We start from the raw sequence: 19,007 nt of genomic DNA on the forward strand, positions 1-19,007 counted from the left end.
TTAACGTTATATTCATTCTAATAGATGTTGAGTGTGTTTAGTACGACATTACTTAGCCTCGAAAAAGGAATTTTTATGTCATTTATCGACCCGCGCAAGCCGTCATTTTCGTTATCAACGCCTGTGCCGCAATCATCGACCATAAAATATAAATGGCTATCTCGAGTCAGTTATACTTTGCTATTAGCGAGCAGCGCTGTAGTTATGGCTGGTTGTCAGTCTAATAAGACGTTAGATAGTTCTGCTAATAGCTCCGCTGCACTTATCGATTTTAGCGTCACCGATCCCGCTACCATGCAGGCGCAAGGTAAGGCTTTTAATCAAAGCATACAAGCACAGGACGAGCGCTATCAGCAACTGTTTGACCAAGCCCGCTTTCCTAATAGTGATAGCCAAGCTAAGCGCCATCTACTAAGTGCTATTCGTCAGCATTTAGCGACCGAGCATGTCGCTGTGGCCCAAGCTAATTATAATGCTGTTCCTTTTATCGACGCTGACAGTATAGACGCCGGCTCTACAGGGCTACTCAGAACGATTCTTGAAGTTTACGCCTATCGGGAAGAGCAAGAGAATAATGACGATGAAACTGATAGCTACGATTATAGTGACAGCCAACAAGAAGCAGATACTGTATGGATCGAAGACGCAGAAGATCCTGATAAGCAATATGCTGATTATGTTGAACAAGAAGCGCAAACCTCACTTAACGATTACGATGATGTCGTCGTATACGAATCTGAAGCTGCAACAGAGGACACGAGAGTAGCGGCAGACTTTAAAGTGGCATATGAAGTGGACGGTATTGAATATGACCGCGATGGTTACGACATCGACGGTTATGATGAAAACGGCTATGATAGGGAGGGCTATGATTACTACGGCGACAGGACAGAGGACTATAAAGAAGACAGCGGCAATACTAGCTTCCGTGAGCGCATAACCGATAATAATCCAAAAGATTGGCTGACAGATTTTGAGGCGATGCAAGAGGCCAAACAAATCGAAAAAGATAATTCAAACAACCCTGGCGTCGATCCGGCCCAACCCTCCACTCCTGGCGCTATTAGTATGGTCTTAAGCATGCTGCATAAAACGCCCGAGCAGGTCGCTGCTGCAAATGCTTATCAGTACAAATACTTAACCTTCAATAGCGTTAGTCAATATTTGCCAAAACAGCGCCAATTCAAGACAGTCTACAGCTACGATTATACCGCACCAACTATTAGCTCATCGGTGCAGTTGCCGTTAGCTTTTGACTTTAATACGAGCAAAATCACAATAGATCCAGCGGCTATTATGCCGATAGTTGCCTTGGCTAATCCTGAAGATACGCCGACGCAAATGACCGCGCATACAGTGGATTTTGGTTTGCCAGAGGCTATCACCTCGCAGCTACCGACTGCGGTTATCTATGATGCTGCTATCAATGCTATGCAAGCAAGCATGGCAGAATTAGCGCCCGAACACTTCAGCGCCGTTGATATCCGAGAAGATAATTTTGCTAAACAAGTGGACGCCGCGCGCGCAATAAAAGTCAACTTTGGCAGCAAACAAACCGGCGAAATCGTCGGCAAAATGCTCAAATACATGAGCCAGTCTCTGCAGCAATACGTCGATGCCAATCCCACTCAGTATCCAGATGACGCTATGTTAAAAAAGGCGATAGATAAAATACAAGTCTACAATAAAGGCTATCAGAGTGCTGATGTTGGTGCCTTATTGCAGCTGGTAGAAGCTATTGTGCCTATCTCCTTTAATCAAGTGAATTACTATTACCTCGATAGCTCAGACAAGCTGTTAGCTAAGCAGCAACGGATCAATATCGGTGGCGATTTAATGGGCTCAAACACCACTGTATTGAACCAAATACGTTATGACCGCAGCAGCTTTGAGAGTAGTAAATTAACCCCGCTATTGAACCAAACATTTGGCGCAAACACGCCTCCAGCAATCGATGGTAATGCTTGGCTTGCCGAGCAGCGTCAGCGAAAAGATCGTCTTGAGCAAGCTCGCTACGCACGTTATGACTATGATTATGATGGTGGTTATGACTATAAGAATGCTTACGACCGTAGTTCTGATAGCGCTACTGAGGCCGCTGATTGATGTAGAACATAGCAATTTTGGAATCAGTATTAAGCTTTTTTAAGGATAAAAAATGAAAACTCAATTCAAGCCATTAGCGTTATCTTTAGCTCTAAAACCTATCATGTCTAAACGCTCGCTATTGGGTAGCGCTTTATTGATTAGCAGTGTGGCGCTGACGGGGTGTCAATCAGTGGGCACTAATCCACAAGGTGAGATCAGTCTTGCGGCCAGTCAAGATGCTGCAAAATCAACCCTAGAAACAGCCCTAAAAAAACAGCGTCGTAGCTCGTTTAGTTATCACAGTAACATTGAGATCAGCAATGAACAGCAATTTTTAAATATAAATAAGACCCAATTGGTGGCATCAGAGACTGCTGCGAGATATTGTGAAGAGACCCATGATCAAGCCTACGCTGACTTAGTTGCCCAAGCACAAGCGCAAAACCTAGAGCTATCAGCACTCCAGTATAATCCTCAGCGCACCGCGCTTAAAAATGAGTATTTGGCGTGTGCGCAAGCCTATCGAGCTTGGGACGCAAATAAAGCTGATGACTATGATAGTTATGATGGTAGTTATGAAGATAATTATGATAGTTATAATAACTATGGTGATGAGGCTATAGCTGAAGCCAGTGATGAGCTCTATGCTTCAGAGCTAACTGTCGAAGGTAGAGGGAATGAGGGTGCAACTATTATTGAAACCAGTACTATAAAAGGCAACCGTCTTAATGAGACAAAGTATAACGGTACTTCACAAAACATAAGCCCTTATTATCAGCAGCTATTTGACAACTATGACAACAAATCAACACCGCTAGATATCAAAAAAGCGCAATTACTTGATGCATATTTACTCAAGCCATTATCTATCAACGCCCAAGGCGTCTATCAGCCTCTAGCCGGTAGGTTCACTATGCTGATGAGCGCTCAGTATCAAGGACGTAATAATCATACAACTATCAATCAGCCTATCTATGTCGATTTTAAGACCGGTAATATCTATCTGTGGGTCGACAACTTTGCGCTGCTGACCTCAGAGTTTGCCGATGACAAGCTTGGCACTCAGTGGCACAACAAATGGCTACGCTTAGCGATTGATGATGGTAGCTTGCCCAAAGGCTTCGGTAAGTCAGTCATCAAAGCGCACTTTGAAGCTTTAGATCGCACTTATGAAGCGGCGCCCGTAAGTCAGTTTGATTATGTTGCGCCTACGACTTTGGCGACTCTATCCCCCAAACTGCCTAAGCCGCAGCTAAATACCATGCAGCAAACGCCGCAAATCATCCGCCGCGTACAAAGCGCTGAGAGTTATGAGCAGTTTTATAAGGATTACGTCAGTATCTTTTATGAGCTGATTACCAATCAATACCCTGAACTCGTTCAAGAAGACAAGGCTTATGAGCTAGGCGATCCTCGGCCTGATGCGACTAAGCTCACCAGTAAAGTACTCGTTCAGCAAGCTTTATCCTTAATGAAAAATGTCACCGATCAGCAAGCAGATAGTATTGTCAGTGAAGTGTTCGAAGGTTCGGCGCGTTCGGAGAACGAATCGATGGATAGTAATGATGCAAATCAGCAGCCGACCATTCAGCTGTTATATGGCCTAAACGGGCGCGGGCAAATACAGTGGCAGCATCAACGCAACCAATATGCAGACCCTGAAAAAGCCAGTGAAGGGCTGACTGTAGATGTGTTACAGCAATATATGCCCGTCTCCTCGGTTAGTGCTTTTCCAAATTTACCGGCTGACAGACAAATCCCTAATGCTAGTAATAGCGTCGATATTAGAAAGTACGGGCGCGAGCTGATGGAATACTATCGCGCGGGTAATGGCACTGCTGTTGGTAAGATGGTCTACAATACACTACCTATTAATAAAGCGCTGTATTTCTCAATGATTGAGCAAGCGCAGTATCAACAGGCGAACCTAGAAGCTGCTGAAGAAGATAGTGTGGAGTAGTCGTTTTAACTACCAAGCTGCTAAGCATAAAAAAGCCTTGGCGCTATTTAACGATAGCACCAAGGCTTGTTATATTTCTGCCAACTAGCGCCATTGGCCTTGGTACATAGCACCTATAATAGGGTTGAGCCCGATCTGATAGGCAAGATCAGCAGGACGGGCAATATCCCATAATACTAAGTCTGCATCACAGCCAACAGCGATTTTGCCTTTATTGTCTAATCCTAGTGCTTTGGCCGCATAAACCGTAGCTCCTGCAAGCACTTCTTCTGGCGTTAAATAAAATAGCGTACAGCCCATATTCATGGCTAGCAGTAAAGAGGTTAGGGGTGAGGTGCCAGGGTTACAATCGGTTGAGATGGCCATAGGGACTTGATGTTTACGCAGCGCGTCAATCGGTGGCAGCTTGGTATCACGCAGGGTATAAAATGCGCCTGGTAATAACACCGCTACAGTATCGCTGGCTGCCATCTTCTCAATATCAGCTTCTGATAAGTGCTCTAGATGATCGCTCGATAGCCCTTGATAGTCAGCAACTAACGCACTAGCGCCTATGTTGGAGAGCTGTTCTGAATGCAGTTTGACGGGTAGATCAAGCGAGCGTGCTACCTCAAAAACGCGCTTCATTTGCTCACTACTAAAAGCAATTCCCTCACAAAAGCCATCGACGGCATCGACTAAGCCCTCGCTATGCAAGATGGGCAACCACTCGCAAACTTGCTCGATATACTCATCCGGACGATCTTTATACTCTGGTGGCAAGGCATGCGCGGCAAGATAACTGGTGCTGACATGAAGGTTATATTTCTCGCCAAGCTGACGCGCGGTGGTGAGCATCTTACGCTCAGTCTCAAGATCAAGACCATAGCCGGATTTGATCTCAATACTGGTTACACCCTCGCGCATTAATGATAGCAGACGCTTCTCACTTTGTGTAAATAGCTCATCAACACTAGCCTCACGGGTCGATTTCACTGTCGAGACAATACCGCCGCCTTGCTCAGCGATGTCTTGGTAGCTTGCACCATGTAAACGCGCTTCAAACTCATTGCTGCGGTTGCCTGCATACACGAGATGGGTATGGCAATCGATCAGACCTGGCGTTATCCAAGCGTTATTAGCGTCATAAACTTGCTCGTTTTGATAGCTAGAAAGACAGCTTGATATCGCATCTTGCGTCCCAATCCAAGCAATTTTTCCATTGTTAATACCGATAGCGGCGTTTACTAGCTGACCGTAAGGGGTATTGTTGCCGTCACCATCTGTGCTTATATCAAAGCCATGCTCCGCCGAAAAAGTAGCGAGATTGGCATTGATAATAAGGCTATCAAACGATTTCATAGTGTCATCATTGTTTGTTTGCTTGGTAGAATTAGTCATCATGTGCTCCTGCTTATTTTAGTTTAAAGCTAGTGCGTTTATAGTTTTCAATAAAAAGTGGTAGGGTGCATTCCATCCATTATTATCATAACTTTTGGCTGGTGCTTAGAAATCACCCCGCACCTAACTTATTTTAATTTGACGGTAACAGATGCCTCTCAACGATAGTCGCTAATAGACGTGCAGCGACTTTACAACTGCGGTTATCGACATCATAAGTCGGGTTAATTTCAGCGATATCGGCCATTTTAACTTTGCTGGATGCCATAATAAGTTTGACCGCGCGCTCAACAAAGGCCAAATCGATACCATAAGCGGCCGGAGCGCTGACCCCGGGCACCACGCTTGCTGGCAGGCAATCCATATCAATGGTTAAATAGATAATATCGACGTTATTAATAAAGGTTTCTATTTGCGCCGCAATTTTTTTCCATTTTTTATTAGCGCAATCTTCATCGCTAATGATTTGCACGCCTAAATCATCGGCACGATCAAATAGGGCAGCCGTGTTTGATAATCGGCTGACACCAATGCAGCAGTAATGAAAAGGTTGGTTAAAAGCTTGTAGGTGCTCAGCGATTTGCCGAAAAGGCGTACCGGATGTGGCAACATTAGAGGCACGAATATCAAGGTGCGCATCAAAATTAATGATACCGATAGTAGGCATCGCCTGAGCCTTTATCTGATCTTGATTATTATGCTTTATTTGCAGCGCTTGCCATAGGCCCAAAAAGCTACCATAGGCGATAGCGTGACCACCGCCAAGCCCGATAGCTAGACTGCCTTGTTTGATAATACTAGTGACCACATCGGCATAGCGCTGCTGCGCTTCCTCTAAAATCTGCTCAGCAAACTCATCATTATCATCGCATTCGACGTTGCCAGCATCACCCAATAAGGTTGGCAACTCGCCATCAAAGTTATCTTGCAATGCACTGATAACAGGAAGACTGGCAAAAGTACTTTTTAATAGCGGCGGTGCTGCCCTCGCGCCAATGCGGCCTTGATTACGGCGCACGCCTTGATCGCAAGCGAAACCTACTAAAGCGATGTGTTGGCTTGTTTTATCAAAAGTATAAGGCTGAGCAAGCTGATACCAATAGCGGGCGCGCTCCGTTTCAAACGGTTCGCTACGACCTGTCCATAGGCTCATATCCGCAGCTACGTGATGAATAGCAGTATTAGTCATTGATGATACCCTTTTAACTGATAAAAGTTTAACTGACTTACTCAGACAAATACCACTGATCGCGCAGCTCTGACCAATGCTCGGTTAAGGTACGCGTCAATACAATCTGCTTAGCCGCTTCAATATCAGGCGCAAGATAGCGGTCTTTATCATAAAAGCTCACTTGCTCGCGCAGACGCTGATGCGCTGTTTGTAAAGGCTTCGAGGTATCAAGGTCCTGACGGAAGTCAATACCTTGTCCTGCTGCTAACAGCTCAATGCCAATAATAGTCGCCGTATTTTGTACCATCTCATACAGTCGGCGCGCACAATATGTCGCCATCGACACATGGTCTTCTTGATTAGCAGAAGTTGGGATACTATCCACGCTACCCGGATGGGCGATAGATTTGTTTTCTGAAGCCAGCGCCGCGGCGGTCACATGGGCAATCATAAAGCCTGAGTTCACCCCAGCGTTCTCAACCAAGAATGGCGGCAAGCCTGCTGACAAAGTGGCATCAATTAGTAGGGCGACTCGGCGCTCAGACATCGAGCCTATCTCAGCAATCGCTAATGCCAAAATATCAGCAGCAAAGGCCACCGGCTCGGCATGGAAGTTACCGCCTGAGATAGCTACTGGTCCATCTTCGTTATTGAAGATCAGCGGGTTATCGGTCACCGCATTGGCTTCGATGAGTAGTGTTTGTCCCGCTTGATTGATAATATCTAAGCAGGCGCCCATCACTTGTGGCTGACAGCGCAAGCAGTAGGGATCTTGTACGCGATCGTCTTGCTCACCGTCATGAGAGGCACGAATCGCGCTACCTTCAATCAAACTTCTATGCGCTTGCGCGATCTGAATCTGGCCATGATGACCACGCACTTCATGAATACGTGCATCGAACGGTGCATCTGAACCTTTGGCCGCATCGATCGACATCGAGCCGACGATAGTAGCGGTCTCTAATAAATCACGCGCGTGGAAATAACCCCGCAGCGCTAGAGCGGTTGAGACTTGCGTACCATTGATCAGTGCCAGACCTTCTTTTGCTGCAAGGGTGATCGGCTCAAGACCATGCTGTGCTAGGGCGTCGGCGGCTGGTACTAGCTCGCCTTTCACAAACACTTGCCCTTCACCCATAATCGCCAGCGTCATATGCGAGAGCGGTGCTAGATCACCTGAAGCGCCAACTGAGCCCTTAGCTGGAATATGCGGAGTGATTTGGTTGTTAATTAAACCAAGTAAGCTATCGACAACGAGGCGGCGCACGCCTGAGACGCCTTGCGCGAGACTGGCAACTTTCATTACCATGATCAGTCTGACCACGTCAGCAGGTAAGGCCTCACCTGTACCTACTGAATGCGAGATAATCAGATTACGTTGTAGTAGCTCTAATTGCTCATCGCTGATGCGGGTCTTAGCGAGTAATCCAAAGCCGGTGTTAATCCCATAAGCGCTCTTATCACGAGCGATGATAGTACGAACGTCTTCGTGTGAGGCGTCGATAGCGTCATAAGCACTATCAGGTAGGGTTAGCGTTACGGGATAATCATAAATATCACGTAACATAGCAAAGCTAAGCTGACGGGGCGTTAGGGTCATTTTCTTTATAGTGGTCATAAAAGCTATCCTAATAAGTAGGTTTTTTGAATTTTAAATAATACGATTGCTTTGTGGGGTAGTCGACTAATACCTATTTAATCATCGGCAAATTCAGACCATAGTCTTGCGCCGTTTTAATAGCTAGCTCGTAGCCGGCGTCAGCATGACGCATCACCCCTGACCCGCAATCATTAACCAGCACGCGGGATAAACGTTTGGCTGCTGCATCCGTACCGTCAGCGACGATCACCATGCCTGAGTGCTGAGAGTAGCCCATACCGACGCCGCCGCCATGGTGCAGGGATACCCAAGTGGCGCCGCCTGCAACATTGAGCATAGCGTTTAGGAGCGCCCAATCAGAGACTGCATCCGTGCCATCTTTCATGCTCTCAGTTTCCCTGTTGGGGCTAGCAACCGAACCGGTATCTAAATGATCACGGCCGATGACAATAGGCCCTTTTAGCTCACCATTTTTAACCATCTCGTTGAACGCGAGGCCTGCTTTGTCGCGCTCACCAAGTCCCAACCAGCAAATACGCGCAGGCAGACCCTGGAAGTGAATGCGCTCTTTTGCCATATCGAGCCAACGATGGATGTGCTGGTTTTCAGGGAATAGCTCTTTGATCTTTTGATCGGTCTTAAAAATGTCCTCAGGGTCACCGGATAACGCCACCCAGCGAAACGGGCCTTTACCTTGGCAGAACAGCGGACGGATATAAGCGGGCACGAAGCCTGGGAAGTTAAAAGCGTCTTTAATGCCTTCATCAAAAGCGACCTGACGAATATTATTGCCATAATCTGTCGCTGGGACTCCCATCGCTTGTAAGTCAAGAATCGCTTGCACATGCACCGCGCAAGACTGTGCCGCCGCTTTGGTCAGTGTTTCGTATTGACTTGGATCTTCTTGCGCCGCTTTCCATTCTGCAACCGTCCAGCCACTAGGCAGGTAACCATTGATTAGATCATGCGCAGAAGTTTGGTCAGTGACTAGATCAGGTTTTATCTCGCCGTCTTTGGCGCGCTTAACCATCTCTGGCAGGAGGTCGGCGGCATTGCCGAGCAGGGCGATAGAAATAGCTTCGCCTGCGGCAGTATGCTCTTTAATGAGCTTATAAGCATGGTTGAGATCGTCAGCTTGCTTGTCGACGTAACCGGTACGCAAACGAAAATCAATACTCGACTGTTGGCACTCGATGTTCAGTGAGCATGCGCCAGCAAAAGTCGCGGCCAAAGGCTGCGCGCCGCCCATACCGCCAAGTCCCGCAGTCAATATCCAACGCCCGCTCCAATCACCATCATAATGCTGTCGACCTGCTTCCACAAAAGTCTCATAAGTACCTTGCACAATGCCTTGAGTACCGATATATATCCAGCTCCCCGCGGTCATCTGCCCATACATAAATAGGTCTTTACGATCCAGCTCGTTGAAATGCTCCCACGTGGCCCAGCGCGGTACAAGGTTGGAATTGGCAATGAGTACGCGTGGCGCGTCTTCATGGGTTTGAAACACGCCCACCGGTTTGCCTGATTGCACTAATAATGTCTCATCGTCTTCTAACTCTTTTAAAGATTCTAGGATTTGATCGTAACTTTCCCAGTTGCGAGCAGCGCGGCCAATACCGCCATAAACGACTAGACTTTTTGGGTTTTCGGCGACATCAGGATGCAAGTTGTTTTGTAGCATACGAAAAGGCGCTTCAGTGAGCCAGCTTTTACAATGAAGCTCACTTCCTGTAGGTGCGGCGATTTCACGGCTGTCGTCACGACGAGTAAAGGTAGGGATTTGCGGCGCAGATTGAGTAGTCATCATCGTTCCTTATGATTGTCTAAAGAGGAGTTTCGGTAACCATAAAATAATTACGCTATAAATATTAGTATGAATAAGTTGTATATACAAATTATCAAGAATTAAATTGGCTTGCAAGCACTTTTTATAATTATTTATTCTGTCAAAATCGTACGATGATGGTTATAGTAAAGCTCATAATCTGATGAGGGTGTTTTCGCAATGAAGGTGGATGACCAGTAATAACGGTGTTAAGTAATGGGTATAACTAAAATGAAAACTGAAAAAACAAAAAAAAGTCCGGCGTATCAGCGTATCAAAACAGCGATTTTGCACAATATTCATAGCGGTAAATGGCAGGCAGGAGAGGCGATATCTACTGAAATGGCGCTAGCAGAAGAGTTTGGTGTGTCGCGGATGACAGTCAATCGAGCGCTAAAAGAGCTCAGCGAAGAGCGGGTACTTGAGCGCAGACAAGGGTCTGGCACCTTTGTGGCACAGCAGCAATTTAACCATACTTTTGTAGAGGTGCGTAATATCGCTGAGGATCTAAAATCAGCCAATCACGACTATCAAGCCCAAGTGGTGAGCAAACGTAGTATTACCCAAGAGACCTTAGCAGAAGCGCTACCAGAAGAATTGCGCGATAAGTTTGACTATACCGCGGCAAAGCCTAAGCAGAATAATAGCGCTCAGTTAGCAAAAGAGGATCTGTCGCAAGCGCTGGTATATGAAGTGAAGATTATCCATCTGGCTAATGATCTACCGATACAGTTCGAAGAGCGCTGGGTCGCGGCCCAGCAGTTGCCTGACTTTATAGAGCAAGATTTTAGGGTAGTGAACACTAGCGACTATCTAATTGAGCAGATTCCGTTAGAGCGAGGAAGCTACACTATTCAAGCGCTAGCAGCGCCTAAAGATATTGCCAAAGCTTTGCAAATAGCCCCTGATTCGCCAACTTTAATGCTACAGCGCCAGACTTATTCTGCAGGCAAGGTGCTAACGGTGGTAAAGATGTGGCATGCCGGCGAGCGCTATCAGTTCGCAGGAGAGCTATGATTAGTGATGACTGCTGTTTCAACTCTAAAACAAACGCTTATTGCTGTTATCAAGATAAGAGAGGTTAAGCTATAAAAAGCATACAATTAACGTACTATAATATCTGAGCTGTTGTTGACATAAGCTGCTAACATAAATTGGCGTGTTAAATCCAAACCATAAAAAGAGGATAATAATGTCAAATCAAGGTGAGATGAATTACGAAGTTATTGATAATAAAGATAAAAAACGTTTTGAGATTCATATCGATGATCAAATTGCTTTAGAGGACTATGAGTTCTTTACCACTTCTCAAGGCGAGAAGGGTATTGAGTATAAGCATACTGAAGTACCTGATGCGCTTGGCGGTCAAGGTATCGCAGGCTATTTAGTCAAATATATCTTAGAAGATGCAGCGGCAAAAGGCTTACGAGTCAAACCCACCTGTCCTTATGTAAAATCTTATATCGACAAGCATCCAGAATATCAAGCCAATTCGGTATTTCATGACGCAACAGCTTAAGATCAAAGCGAAATAAATAGTACGATAGCAATAGTCGATAAAAAAGCCATGACGAATCATGGCTTTTTTATTGCTCAAAGAGTAGATAGCTAAAGATAAAGTACAAGTGAATTTAAACGCTCTATCGCTTAGATAACCTTAAAGCTAGCTAATGTTTTGTAAAAACTCTGGATCACGTGCCAGCCAAGATAAGTACAGCACCGGCATCACAAATAAACCGACCGCCCAATAGCTTAGATTGACATAAAGTATTGCGCCAAGTAGAGCGCCAATCACAAAGCTGATAACCAGCGCTGTACTATGACCGAGTTTTTTGGCATTATCAGCGCTACGATTCGCCAGATAATCTGATAAGCCAATACCTAATTGCGTGGTATTACCGGTCATAAGTACGGTTGGGCTCATGTGCTTAATGACCGTTTTGCTAGCAGTATTGCGAATAGCAAGTGCAGTTAACCCTAAGCCGCCAGTGATCGCAACTGTCATGTCACCCGCTTCAGTAAAGGGCTGAAAAGACAGTCCTGCGCTCATAAAAGCGGTTAAAAACAGCGCTTCTGCGAGTAATAAATGACTGAGCACCCGCTGCTGATGTTTACTTTTATCAATATATATCTTCGTAATCACAACTGTCAGAATAAACAGCGGCACAGATGCAAGCTTGATCCATAAGCCATCTTCCCCTTTAACCAAACCGCTACCCGCCAGCACTAAGTTACCCGTGACATGAGCGGTGAAAAAGCCAAACAAAGTAATAAAGCCAATCGTATCAATCGCGCCGCCAACCACTGTCAGTAAGATGGGCGCTTGATAGCGCTGCCAAAAACTTGGCGACTTATCCTCTAGCGGGTGACGAGAATGATTGCTAGCTTGAGCTTTAGGCATTGGTATTGCCAGCGAAGTCTACAAAGCTGTCTACAAATCTCTGTAGAAATTTCTGTGTACGCTCGCTGACTTGGCCCTCTTCATCTAAGCTGTCAGTAGCATTACCTAAGTATACCTCAGGACTGATCATCACCTTCGCCGATAGCATCTGCATGCTTTTACGCACATCTAAACCGCTATCTCTAGCACCGTAAGTACTAGGGGACGCTGTTGCAACAGCTACCTTTTTGCTTGTCCAAATGTTTTCTTTATAAGGACGAGAGCCGATGTCGATAACGTTTTTGAGGGCAGCAGGCATAGTACGGTTATGCTCTGGCGTAACGATAAGTACGGCATCGGCAGCTTTTAATTGTCTACGGACGCGCTCATAACTGTCTATAGTCGTCTCATCAAAATCCTGATTATAAACCGGTAAATCGGCGATATGTACCTCTTGTATATCTACGTTATCAGGCATTTGCGAGACAATGTACTCGGCGAATTTACGATTGATAGACGCTGCTCGCAAGCTACCGATAATCAGAGCAATGTTCAGTGGTGCGCTCATAATAAGTCCTTAATGATGATGTAAAACCATATACTATAAGGCGTTTAGTATACTAGATTTTACGGCGATTACGATTGTCGATCGAGTAAGCACCTGGACCATGAGCAAAGATCATCAAAAAACCACCCGCCATCGCGATGTTTTTCATAAAGGGGTTCATCTGCGACTCATCGTTCCAGAACTGGTGAAAAATAATGGCAGATACAATACTGAATCCAGCCATCAAGATAGAAGCCAGGCGAGCTTTAAAACCAATAAGTACCGCAATACCGCCGAGTATTTCAACGGCAATGACTAACGGCAGCAGCATACTAGGCACGCCCATAGATTCCATATAGCCTGCCGTACCTGCATATCCTGTAATCTTAGTAAAGCCTGAAAAAATAAAAATCATTGATATAAATAAACGACCAATCGGTGCACTTAAATCTTGTAACTTATCCATAGTGAGTCTCCAAAAATAATTTATAGGTTAAGGTTTCATAAGTTAAAATATTGTTGATAAGCTTAATAATGACGCTATTATAGTCGTTACCTAAAATGTAATAAACCATCTTAATTACAAATATGAGTTCTTAATATAAGAACAATACTAAGGCATAAAATATGGTTAAATTTATGGCTCACGTTACTTATACTAAGTTGAGGTATTGATCTAGAGCCTCTACATTAGGTTTTTATTAACGATAAACTAAATATGCTCAAGCTATCAATATTGCCTTACTAAAAGTAGCTGTACAAAGAGTGCTTGTATTCAATATCGTGCTTATACAGCAAGAACGATCACTTTATAAGTGATTCTTATAAAACCGTACAAAAAGCAACGCAATAACACCTATCTTTAGCAGCTTTGGCATTTATTTTTTCTAGTCTTTGCTAGACTTAGTTTCGTAAAATATTAAACAGGCTTAATAAAAATTGAGCTTAAACTCATTTAAACCTCTGTACTCAACAAGGCTGTACTTAATAAAAGGATTATTCAATATGACCTCACAATTTTTAAAGCAAACCAATCGTGCTATCGCTATCGCCGCTATCAGTGGTCTTGGGGTGCTGAGCACTGTCGCTCACGCTGCAACTTATGAGCTTGACCCCCATCACACTGCAGTACGCTTCTCTGTAGACCACTTTGGTACTTCTACCAATGCAGGTGGTTTCTATGACTTGTCAGGTATTCTTGAGTACGCGCCTGAAGCAAAAAAGGGTTTTGTTGGCATTACCATTCCCATGGGCAGCTTAAGCACAGGGCTCAAAGCCTTTGATAATCATCTTAAATCTGAAGATTTTTTTAATGTTAAAGAGTATCCAACGGCTTATTTTAAATCTACCAACTGGCAGTTTGCTGGTGACAAAGTTAAGACAGTCACCGGCGATTTAACTTTATTAGGTGAGACGCATCCAGTGACTCTAACAGCGACTAAGTTTAATTGCTACGATAGTCCAATATTAGGCGTTGAGGCTTGTGGTGGTGATTTTGAGACCACTATTGATAGAACCAAGTGGGGTATCGATACCTATACGGATGGCGGCATAATGAAAAACGTCAAGCTAGTGGTGCAAGTTGAAGGCAGCAAAAAAGCCGATCTTAAATAGACGGTTTTAAGTGATTAAAGTGCTACTGATAAGTATATAGCCGCTTGATTTGTAGCTCATTTTTTAATGTAATAAGGGAGGTTCTCTAGATAGAATCTCCCTTAGTTTTTCAAACAAACAATAAAAGGCCGTTAAGATGGGACAGCTTGAAGACATGGCGATGTTTGTACGTATTGTCGAGGCGGGTAGTATTACCAAGGCCGCTGAGCAATTAAATATCGCCAAATCAGCGGTAAGTCGGCGCTTAAAAGATTTAGAGACGCGCTTAGGTAATCAGCTCATCAGCCGAACCACGCGTCAATCTAATCTGACTGAGGCGGGTGAGCAGTACTATCAGCGCGCATGCAGCATATTGAATGAGGTCGACGCGCTCAATGAGCAGACTAGCGGCGCGCCTACGCGTATCGAAGGTACGCTGAAAATGACCGCGCCTTTGACTTTTGGTTTGATGCATCTTAGCGGGGTGATTGACGATTATGCCAATCAGCATCCCAACTTGAACTTCGAGTTAGACTTCTCTGATCGTCATGTGGATTTGGTCGAGGAGGGCTTTGAGTTAGCCATTCGCATTAGAGAATTGCAAGACTCTACTCATCAAGCCAAGCGTTTGGCGCTGATTCGTTATGCCCTCTGCGCCAGTCCTGATTATCTCAGCGAAAGGGGTACGCCCAAAACCTTAGAAGATCTTAAGCACCATCAGTTTTTGCAATATGGTCTTGGCAAAGATGGCAGTATAGAGCTAACGGACGCCAAAGGTAAAACTCATACGGTCGCTACTCAGTCAAAAATAAAAGCCAATAATGGCGACTTTTTACTCGATATGGCGGTAAAAGGTCAAGGCATTGCTTTTTTGCCCACTTTTATCACCTATAAGACCGTAGCACGCGGTGATTTAGTTCCGCTCCTTGAGGAGTATCAATTGCCGACCTTAAACGCTTATGCTGTTTATCCCAAAAATCGATTCTTATCTCAGCGCTGCCGCTACTTGATCGACTTTATTGCCGAGCGTTTGGGGGATGATCCTTATTGGGATAAAGCGATATAGGCGCTGATGAGCAGACTTAGTAGTCTTTAAAAGCCGCTATAAAGCTTAAACCATTACTGCTAATATGATTTCAAAATAGTACGGCATCAAATAGTACTATCTTAAAATCCACTAATCATAAGGAGATGTATGATGGATCTACAAGCACTAGGGATGACAGCCCTTGATGACTTCGACAATGTACGCACAAGTCCATTACCGCAAGAGCGCCTAACAGCGGCGCGTAAGGCAGCTGAGGCGTTTCGAGAGCGCTTTATGGATGAGCCGGAAGTTGCCTACTATCAAAGTGTCAATCTGGTCCGGGTGCCTTATCCGACATGGTACGCCTACAGCGGTGTCTACACGCAAAGCACTTATAAGTTCCCTTATCTACATATTCTTAATCGTCTGTTCATCGTGCAGTTTCGCAATGCTTTGGGCGAGCTTAAGACCTTGTTGTTTTCACCCTCTGATATTGAGGCGGATCGCGAGACTCCCTTCTTTAAGCGCTTAACGAATAAAATGCCAGATTGGTCGCCGCTTGAGAGTGTAGTTGCGCCTATTTTTCGTGACGTGACTCAAGCTCTAGATGAGATTGGTCTAAAGCCTGAAGATGTCGACTACATCAGCTATGATCACTTGCATACGCAAGATGTACGGCAATGGCTGGGCAGTAAAACCGCCGATGAGGATAGAGCGGCTTATTTTCCCAATGCCAAACTACTAGTGCACGAAAAAGAATGGCAAAGTGCGCAAGGCTTACTCCCTGTGCAAGCAGAATGGTATTGCCCCAACGGTATCGAAGGCGTCGATCCTGATAAGGTGGTTACCTTTACCAGCAGTCTTAAGTTAGGGGACGGCTTGGCCCTGGTGCATACCTCAGGTCATACTGAAGGCAACCACTCGTTAGTGGCTAGAGTCCCTGATGGCATCCGCGTCACCTCAGAAAATGGCGTAGGGGCAGATGCTTATGCACCGATGAATTCTAAGGTAAATGCCATTCGCCGCTATGCCAAAAAAACAGGGATGGAAGTTATCTTAAATGGCAACACGCTGGAAGATAGCACCGATCAATACATCTCTATGATAATGGAAAAAACGATTGCTGGTCCCTCACTAAATCCTGACTTCCCTAACTGCGCTTCAAGTAGCGAAGCGACTCCTTATTGGCTCATTCCGGGTCATAAAGTCAGTCATCTAATAGGTGAAGCTAAGTTTGGCTCATTGCACACCGATGTAGCAAACAATAGCTCAACCCAAAAGGTAGGTGCTTGATGAGCTACTATAAAGATAAAACTGTCTATATCACTGGCGCCGCCTCGGGTATCGGGTTTGAAACCGCAAGACAGCTCATTGGGCAAGGTGCTCACTTAGTATTATTCGATGTACAATCACTCGATGACAGCGTCGCTACTTTGCAAAGCTTAAATAAAGACAATGCTACTATCAGCGCCTATGATTTAGACGTCACGGATGCCGAGATGACGACTCAGCAAATAGCGGCTGCTGCCAATGAGAGGTCTCCTGATATTCTTATGCATTTTGTCGGTATTACTGGCCCTTGGAGCTTTGATGAGATGAGCCAAGAGCAGTTCGAGCGCGTGATGGCGATCAATGTTTTTGGCACGCGTAATGTACTGGCAGCAATGCGGCCTTTCTTAACCCGTGGCAAACAAGTCATGGTCACCGCTTCGATGGCCTCATTCACCGGTAGCTACGGCTATAGCTCATATAGCGCCTCAAAATTCGCTGTTTGGGGTATGATGCAATCGATCAGTTATGAGTGGCAACCGTTAGGCATAGATATCACCGTGTTTGCACCGCCGCCCATCGATACCCCTCTTACTCAAGCCGAGGTCGGCGTGATGGCAGAAGCAGGCGTCGGCATGAAAAAGCTAGCAGGTGAGCTGAAGATTGAAGACGCGGTCAAATCTATGCTCAAAGGCGTAAAAAACCGAGAGTTCTTAGTCGTACCTGGCATCATGGCCAATATCATCCGCTTACAGCTGCGCTTTTTCCCGGTCAGCTGGGTGAATTGGATAGGTCATAAAACCGTGGCTTTTTCGCTCAAAAAATAATAAGGTAGAGCCTTTTTTAGCTTAGCGAATATAGCCCATGATGACCTTGCCTGCTATTGATAACATTTGTGCTCGCGATCCTGATGAGCCCAATCGCGCTTCAACCACGCTTGAGCTGTTGTTCGATTTGGTTTATGTGATAGCCGTTGCTGCCGCTGCAAGTGGCTTACACCAGCGTTTGCTTGTCCATGACTTTTCAGGGTTTTTAACCTTTGTTATCGCCTTTTTTATCTTATGGAATGCTTGGACAAGCTTTACTTGGTTTGCCTCAGGCTATGACCCTGATGACTGGTACTACCGGCTGTCAGTGATGCTACAGATGTTTGGCTCGCTGATGATCGCGGCTAATATCAACCAGTTTTTTGAGCAAGGTCTGACGTGGATAGGGGTGACGGGCTATGCGATCATGCGCCTTGCCAGCTGTAGTCAGTGGTGGCGCGTCTACCGACAAGTAGAGGGTCATCAGCGGGTAGCCAGTCGTAGTATTGTAGGATTACTCACTCTACAAAGCCTTTGGATACTCTGGTTGTTTTTACCAGCTACAATGCAAATGCCTGCGCTATTTATCTTTATAGTGGCTGAGTTAGTGATGCCATTATGGGCGCGGGCGGCGCAGAACCTCAACTGGCACCCGCATCATATCGCTGAGCGCTACGGTCTGCTGACCATTATTGTTTTAGGCGAAGGCGTGCTCGGCGTCAGTAACAGTATTCAGTACTTTTTAGTCAATTCCGACTCAGCAGCTAGTGTTATTATTTTATTAGGGTCAAGCCTAGTAGCACTGGTGTTTGCCTTATGGTGGCTGTACTTTACTATTCCCTTTGGCACTATCTTAGATAATGTGCGCCGGCGTTATGACTTGTTTTTATTTGGTTATGGGCATTTTTTTGTTTTTGCGACCCTTGCCGCACTTGGCAGCGCCCTTAACTTAGTGACGAATGCCCGGGCGGATACGATGGATCGTACCATTACCCAGCCTTACGCTATGGGGCTATTAATGATTATGCTCTTGGCATTTTTGCTGACACTAACCTTACTTCGATCTTTGATGTGCCGAAAATCAAGTCACAATCTCATCGCGATTGTCTTCGCCGCTATTATTATTGGCTTAAGCTATCTGGCAGTCACCCAAGGCTTACCTATTACTTATGGCATTTGGCTAAGCATTCTTGCGCCTATAACCATGACTTGGTGCTTTAAACAAGACAACAAAAAATGGCAGCCGCAAGCTATAGCCAGTTCGAAATAAAATCGATACTCTTTATCAAAACGCCCTATTTATTAACACGCACTGAGTTTATTCAGTGCGTTTTTTTGTAGCAAAATTTTTTATGAAT

The 19,007-nt window shown here is 45.3% G+C and carries 16 protein-coding genes; 9 read left to right on the forward strand and 7 right to left on the reverse strand.

The window, feature by feature from the left end:
• Positions 1 to 75 precede the first annotated feature (75 nt).
• Together ACTXGJ_RS05160 and ACTXGJ_RS05165 are read left to right on the forward strand one after the other, a co-directional pair.
• Entirely contained in the window at positions 76 to 2,106 is a 2,031-nt protein-coding gene (locus tag ACTXGJ_RS05160) for a hypothetical protein (protein WP_439243195.1), read from the forward strand.
• Positions 2,107 to 2,158: 52 nt separating this feature from the next.
• Positions 2,159 to 4,048, forward strand: coding sequence for a hypothetical protein (locus tag ACTXGJ_RS05165; RefSeq protein ID WP_439243194.1), 1,890 nt, complete (start codon positions 2,159 to 2,161; stop codon positions 4,046 to 4,048).
• A gap of 84 nt (positions 4,049 to 4,132) precedes the next feature.
• On the opposite strand, the gene hutI is transcribed toward ACTXGJ_RS05165, so the two are convergent.
• From hutI to hutU, 4 genes are all read right to left on the reverse strand, one after another.
• The gene (hutI, locus tag ACTXGJ_RS05170; protein ID WP_439257437.1) at positions 4,133 to 5,431 is read right to left on the reverse strand and encodes an imidazolonepropionase; all 1,299 of its coding nucleotides are present in this window, start codon (positions 5,429 to 5,431) and stop codon (positions 4,133 to 4,135) included.
• 130 nt (positions 5,432 to 5,561) lie between these two features.
• A complete protein-coding gene (hutG, locus tag ACTXGJ_RS05175) occupies positions 5,562 to 6,617 on the reverse strand; it encodes a formimidoylglutamase (protein WP_439243190.1) in 1,056 nt (351 codons plus the stop codon).
• 37 nt (positions 6,618 to 6,654) lie between these two features.
• Complete coding sequence (gene hutH, locus ACTXGJ_RS05180; RefSeq protein ID WP_439243188.1) at positions 6,655 to 8,217, reverse strand: histidine ammonia-lyase; 1,563 nt, start codon at positions 8,215 to 8,217, stop codon at positions 6,655 to 6,657.
• A 73-nt stretch (positions 8,218 to 8,290) separates the two neighbouring features.
• On the reverse strand, positions 8,291 to 10,006 hold the full coding sequence (gene hutU, locus ACTXGJ_RS05185; RefSeq protein WP_439243186.1) for a urocanate hydratase: 1,716 nt from the start codon (positions 10,004 to 10,006) through the stop codon (positions 8,291 to 8,293).
• Positions 10,007 to 10,258: 252 nt separating this feature from the next.
• On the opposite strand from hutU, the gene ACTXGJ_RS05190 reads away from it, so the two are divergent.
• A complete protein-coding gene (locus ACTXGJ_RS05190; protein ID WP_439243184.1) occupies positions 10,259 to 11,044 on the forward strand; it encodes a UTRA domain-containing protein in 786 nt (261 codons plus the stop codon).
• A gap of 175 nt (positions 11,045 to 11,219) precedes the next feature.
• Positions 11,220 to 11,546 (forward strand): GNAT family N-acetyltransferase, encoded by a 327-nt coding sequence (locus tag ACTXGJ_RS05195; protein WP_439243182.1) that lies wholly within the window; start codon positions 11,220 to 11,222, stop codon positions 11,544 to 11,546.
• A 144-nt stretch (positions 11,547 to 11,690) separates the two neighbouring features.
• Here ACTXGJ_RS05195 and ACTXGJ_RS05200 read toward each other — a convergent pair whose 3' ends face one another.
• From ACTXGJ_RS05200 to ACTXGJ_RS05210, 3 genes are read right to left on the reverse strand one after another with little or no spacing between them, the layout of a single operon-like run.
• Positions 11,691 to 12,428, reverse strand: coding sequence for a YoaK family protein (locus ACTXGJ_RS05200; RefSeq protein ID WP_439244375.1), 738 nt, complete (start codon positions 12,426 to 12,428; stop codon positions 11,691 to 11,693).
• Entirely contained in the window at positions 12,421 to 12,975 is a 555-nt protein-coding gene (locus ACTXGJ_RS05205) for an NADPH-dependent FMN reductase (RefSeq protein ID WP_439244374.1), read from the reverse strand. The genes ACTXGJ_RS05200 and ACTXGJ_RS05205 overlap by 8 nt, the downstream gene beginning before the upstream one ends.
• 52 nt (positions 12,976 to 13,027) lie before the next feature.
• Positions 13,028 to 13,420: a DoxX family protein gene (locus ACTXGJ_RS05210; RefSeq protein ID WP_439244372.1), complete on the reverse strand. Its 393-nt coding sequence runs from the start codon at positions 13,418 to 13,420 to the stop codon at positions 13,028 to 13,030.
• A gap of 539 nt (positions 13,421 to 13,959) precedes the next feature.
• On the opposite strand from ACTXGJ_RS05210, the gene ACTXGJ_RS05215 reads away from it, so the two are divergent.
• The 5 genes from ACTXGJ_RS05215 (at position 13,960) to ACTXGJ_RS05235 (ending at position 18,919) form a co-directional block, all read left to right on the forward strand.
• Complete coding sequence (locus tag ACTXGJ_RS05215) at positions 13,960 to 14,568, forward strand: YceI family protein (RefSeq protein WP_439244371.1); 609 nt, start codon at positions 13,960 to 13,962, stop codon at positions 14,566 to 14,568.
• Positions 14,569 to 14,704: 136 nt separating this feature from the next.
• Positions 14,705 to 15,613, forward strand: coding sequence for a LysR family transcriptional regulator (locus ACTXGJ_RS05220; RefSeq protein WP_439244370.1), 909 nt, complete (start codon positions 14,705 to 14,707; stop codon positions 15,611 to 15,613).
• A 129-nt stretch (positions 15,614 to 15,742) separates the two neighbouring features.
• Complete coding sequence (locus ACTXGJ_RS05225) at positions 15,743 to 16,867, forward strand: MBL fold metallo-hydrolase (protein ID WP_439244368.1); 1,125 nt, start codon at positions 15,743 to 15,745, stop codon at positions 16,865 to 16,867.
• On the forward strand, positions 16,867 to 17,670 hold the full coding sequence (locus ACTXGJ_RS05230; RefSeq protein WP_439244365.1) for an SDR family NAD(P)-dependent oxidoreductase: 804 nt from the start codon (positions 16,867 to 16,869) through the stop codon (positions 17,668 to 17,670). The genes ACTXGJ_RS05225 and ACTXGJ_RS05230 overlap by 1 nt, the downstream gene beginning before the upstream one ends.
• A 37-nt stretch (positions 17,671 to 17,707) precedes the next feature.
• Complete coding sequence (locus ACTXGJ_RS05235; protein WP_439244363.1) at positions 17,708 to 18,919, forward strand: low temperature requirement protein A; 1,212 nt, start codon at positions 17,708 to 17,710, stop codon at positions 18,917 to 18,919.
• Positions 18,920 to 19,007: the final 88 nt, after the last annotated feature.

It is taken from the genome of Psychrobacter sp. 1Y11 (assembly GCF_052259045.1).
In the GTDB taxonomy this organism is placed as follows: Bacteria; Pseudomonadota; Gammaproteobacteria; order Pseudomonadales; family Moraxellaceae; genus Psychrobacter.

Coding starts and splice junctions, on each gene's coding strand:
- ACTXGJ_RS05220 (WP_439244370.1), top strand. CDS start 14,705: ATGGGACAGCTTGAAGACATGGCGATGTTTGTACGTATTGTCGAGGCG.
- ACTXGJ_RS05200 (WP_439244375.1), bottom strand. CDS start 12,428: ATGCCTAAAGCTCAAGCTAGCAATCATTCTCGTCACCCGCTAGAGGAT.
- ACTXGJ_RS05205 (WP_439244374.1), bottom strand. CDS start 12,975: ATGAGCGCACCACTGAACATTGCTCTGATTATCGGTAGCTTGCGAGCA.
- hutI (WP_439257437.1), bottom strand. CDS start 5,431: ATGATGACTAATTCTACCAAGCAAACAAACAATGATGACACTATGAAA.
- ACTXGJ_RS05225 (WP_439244368.1), top strand. CDS start 15,743: ATGATGGATCTACAAGCACTAGGGATGACAGCCCTTGATGACTTCGAC.
- hutH (WP_439243188.1), bottom strand. CDS start 8,217: ATGACCACTATAAAGAAAATGACCCTAACGCCCCGTCAGCTTAGCTTT.
- ACTXGJ_RS05230 (WP_439244365.1), top strand. CDS start 16,867: ATGAGCTACTATAAAGATAAAACTGTCTATATCACTGGCGCCGCCTCG.
- ACTXGJ_RS05190 (WP_439243184.1), top strand. CDS start 10,259: ATGAAAACTGAAAAAACAAAAAAAAGTCCGGCGTATCAGCGTATCAAA.
- ACTXGJ_RS05215 (WP_439244371.1), top strand. CDS start 13,960: ATGACCTCACAATTTTTAAAGCAAACCAATCGTGCTATCGCTATCGCC.
- ACTXGJ_RS05195 (WP_439243182.1), top strand. CDS start 11,220: ATGTCAAATCAAGGTGAGATGAATTACGAAGTTATTGATAATAAAGAT.
- ACTXGJ_RS05165 (WP_439243194.1), top strand. CDS start 2,159: ATGAAAACTCAATTCAAGCCATTAGCGTTATCTTTAGCTCTAAAACCT.
- ACTXGJ_RS05235 (WP_439244363.1), top strand. CDS start 17,708: ATGATGACCTTGCCTGCTATTGATAACATTTGTGCTCGCGATCCTGAT.
- hutG (WP_439243190.1), bottom strand. CDS start 6,617: ATGACTAATACTGCTATTCATCACGTAGCTGCGGATATGAGCCTATGG.
- hutU (WP_439243186.1), bottom strand. CDS start 10,006: ATGACTACTCAATCTGCGCCGCAAATCCCTACCTTTACTCGTCGTGAC.
- ACTXGJ_RS05210 (WP_439244372.1), bottom strand. CDS start 13,420: ATGGATAAGTTACAAGATTTAAGTGCACCGATTGGTCGTTTATTTATA.
- ACTXGJ_RS05160 (WP_439243195.1), top strand. CDS start 76: ATGTCATTTATCGACCCGCGCAAGCCGTCATTTTCGTTATCAACGCCT.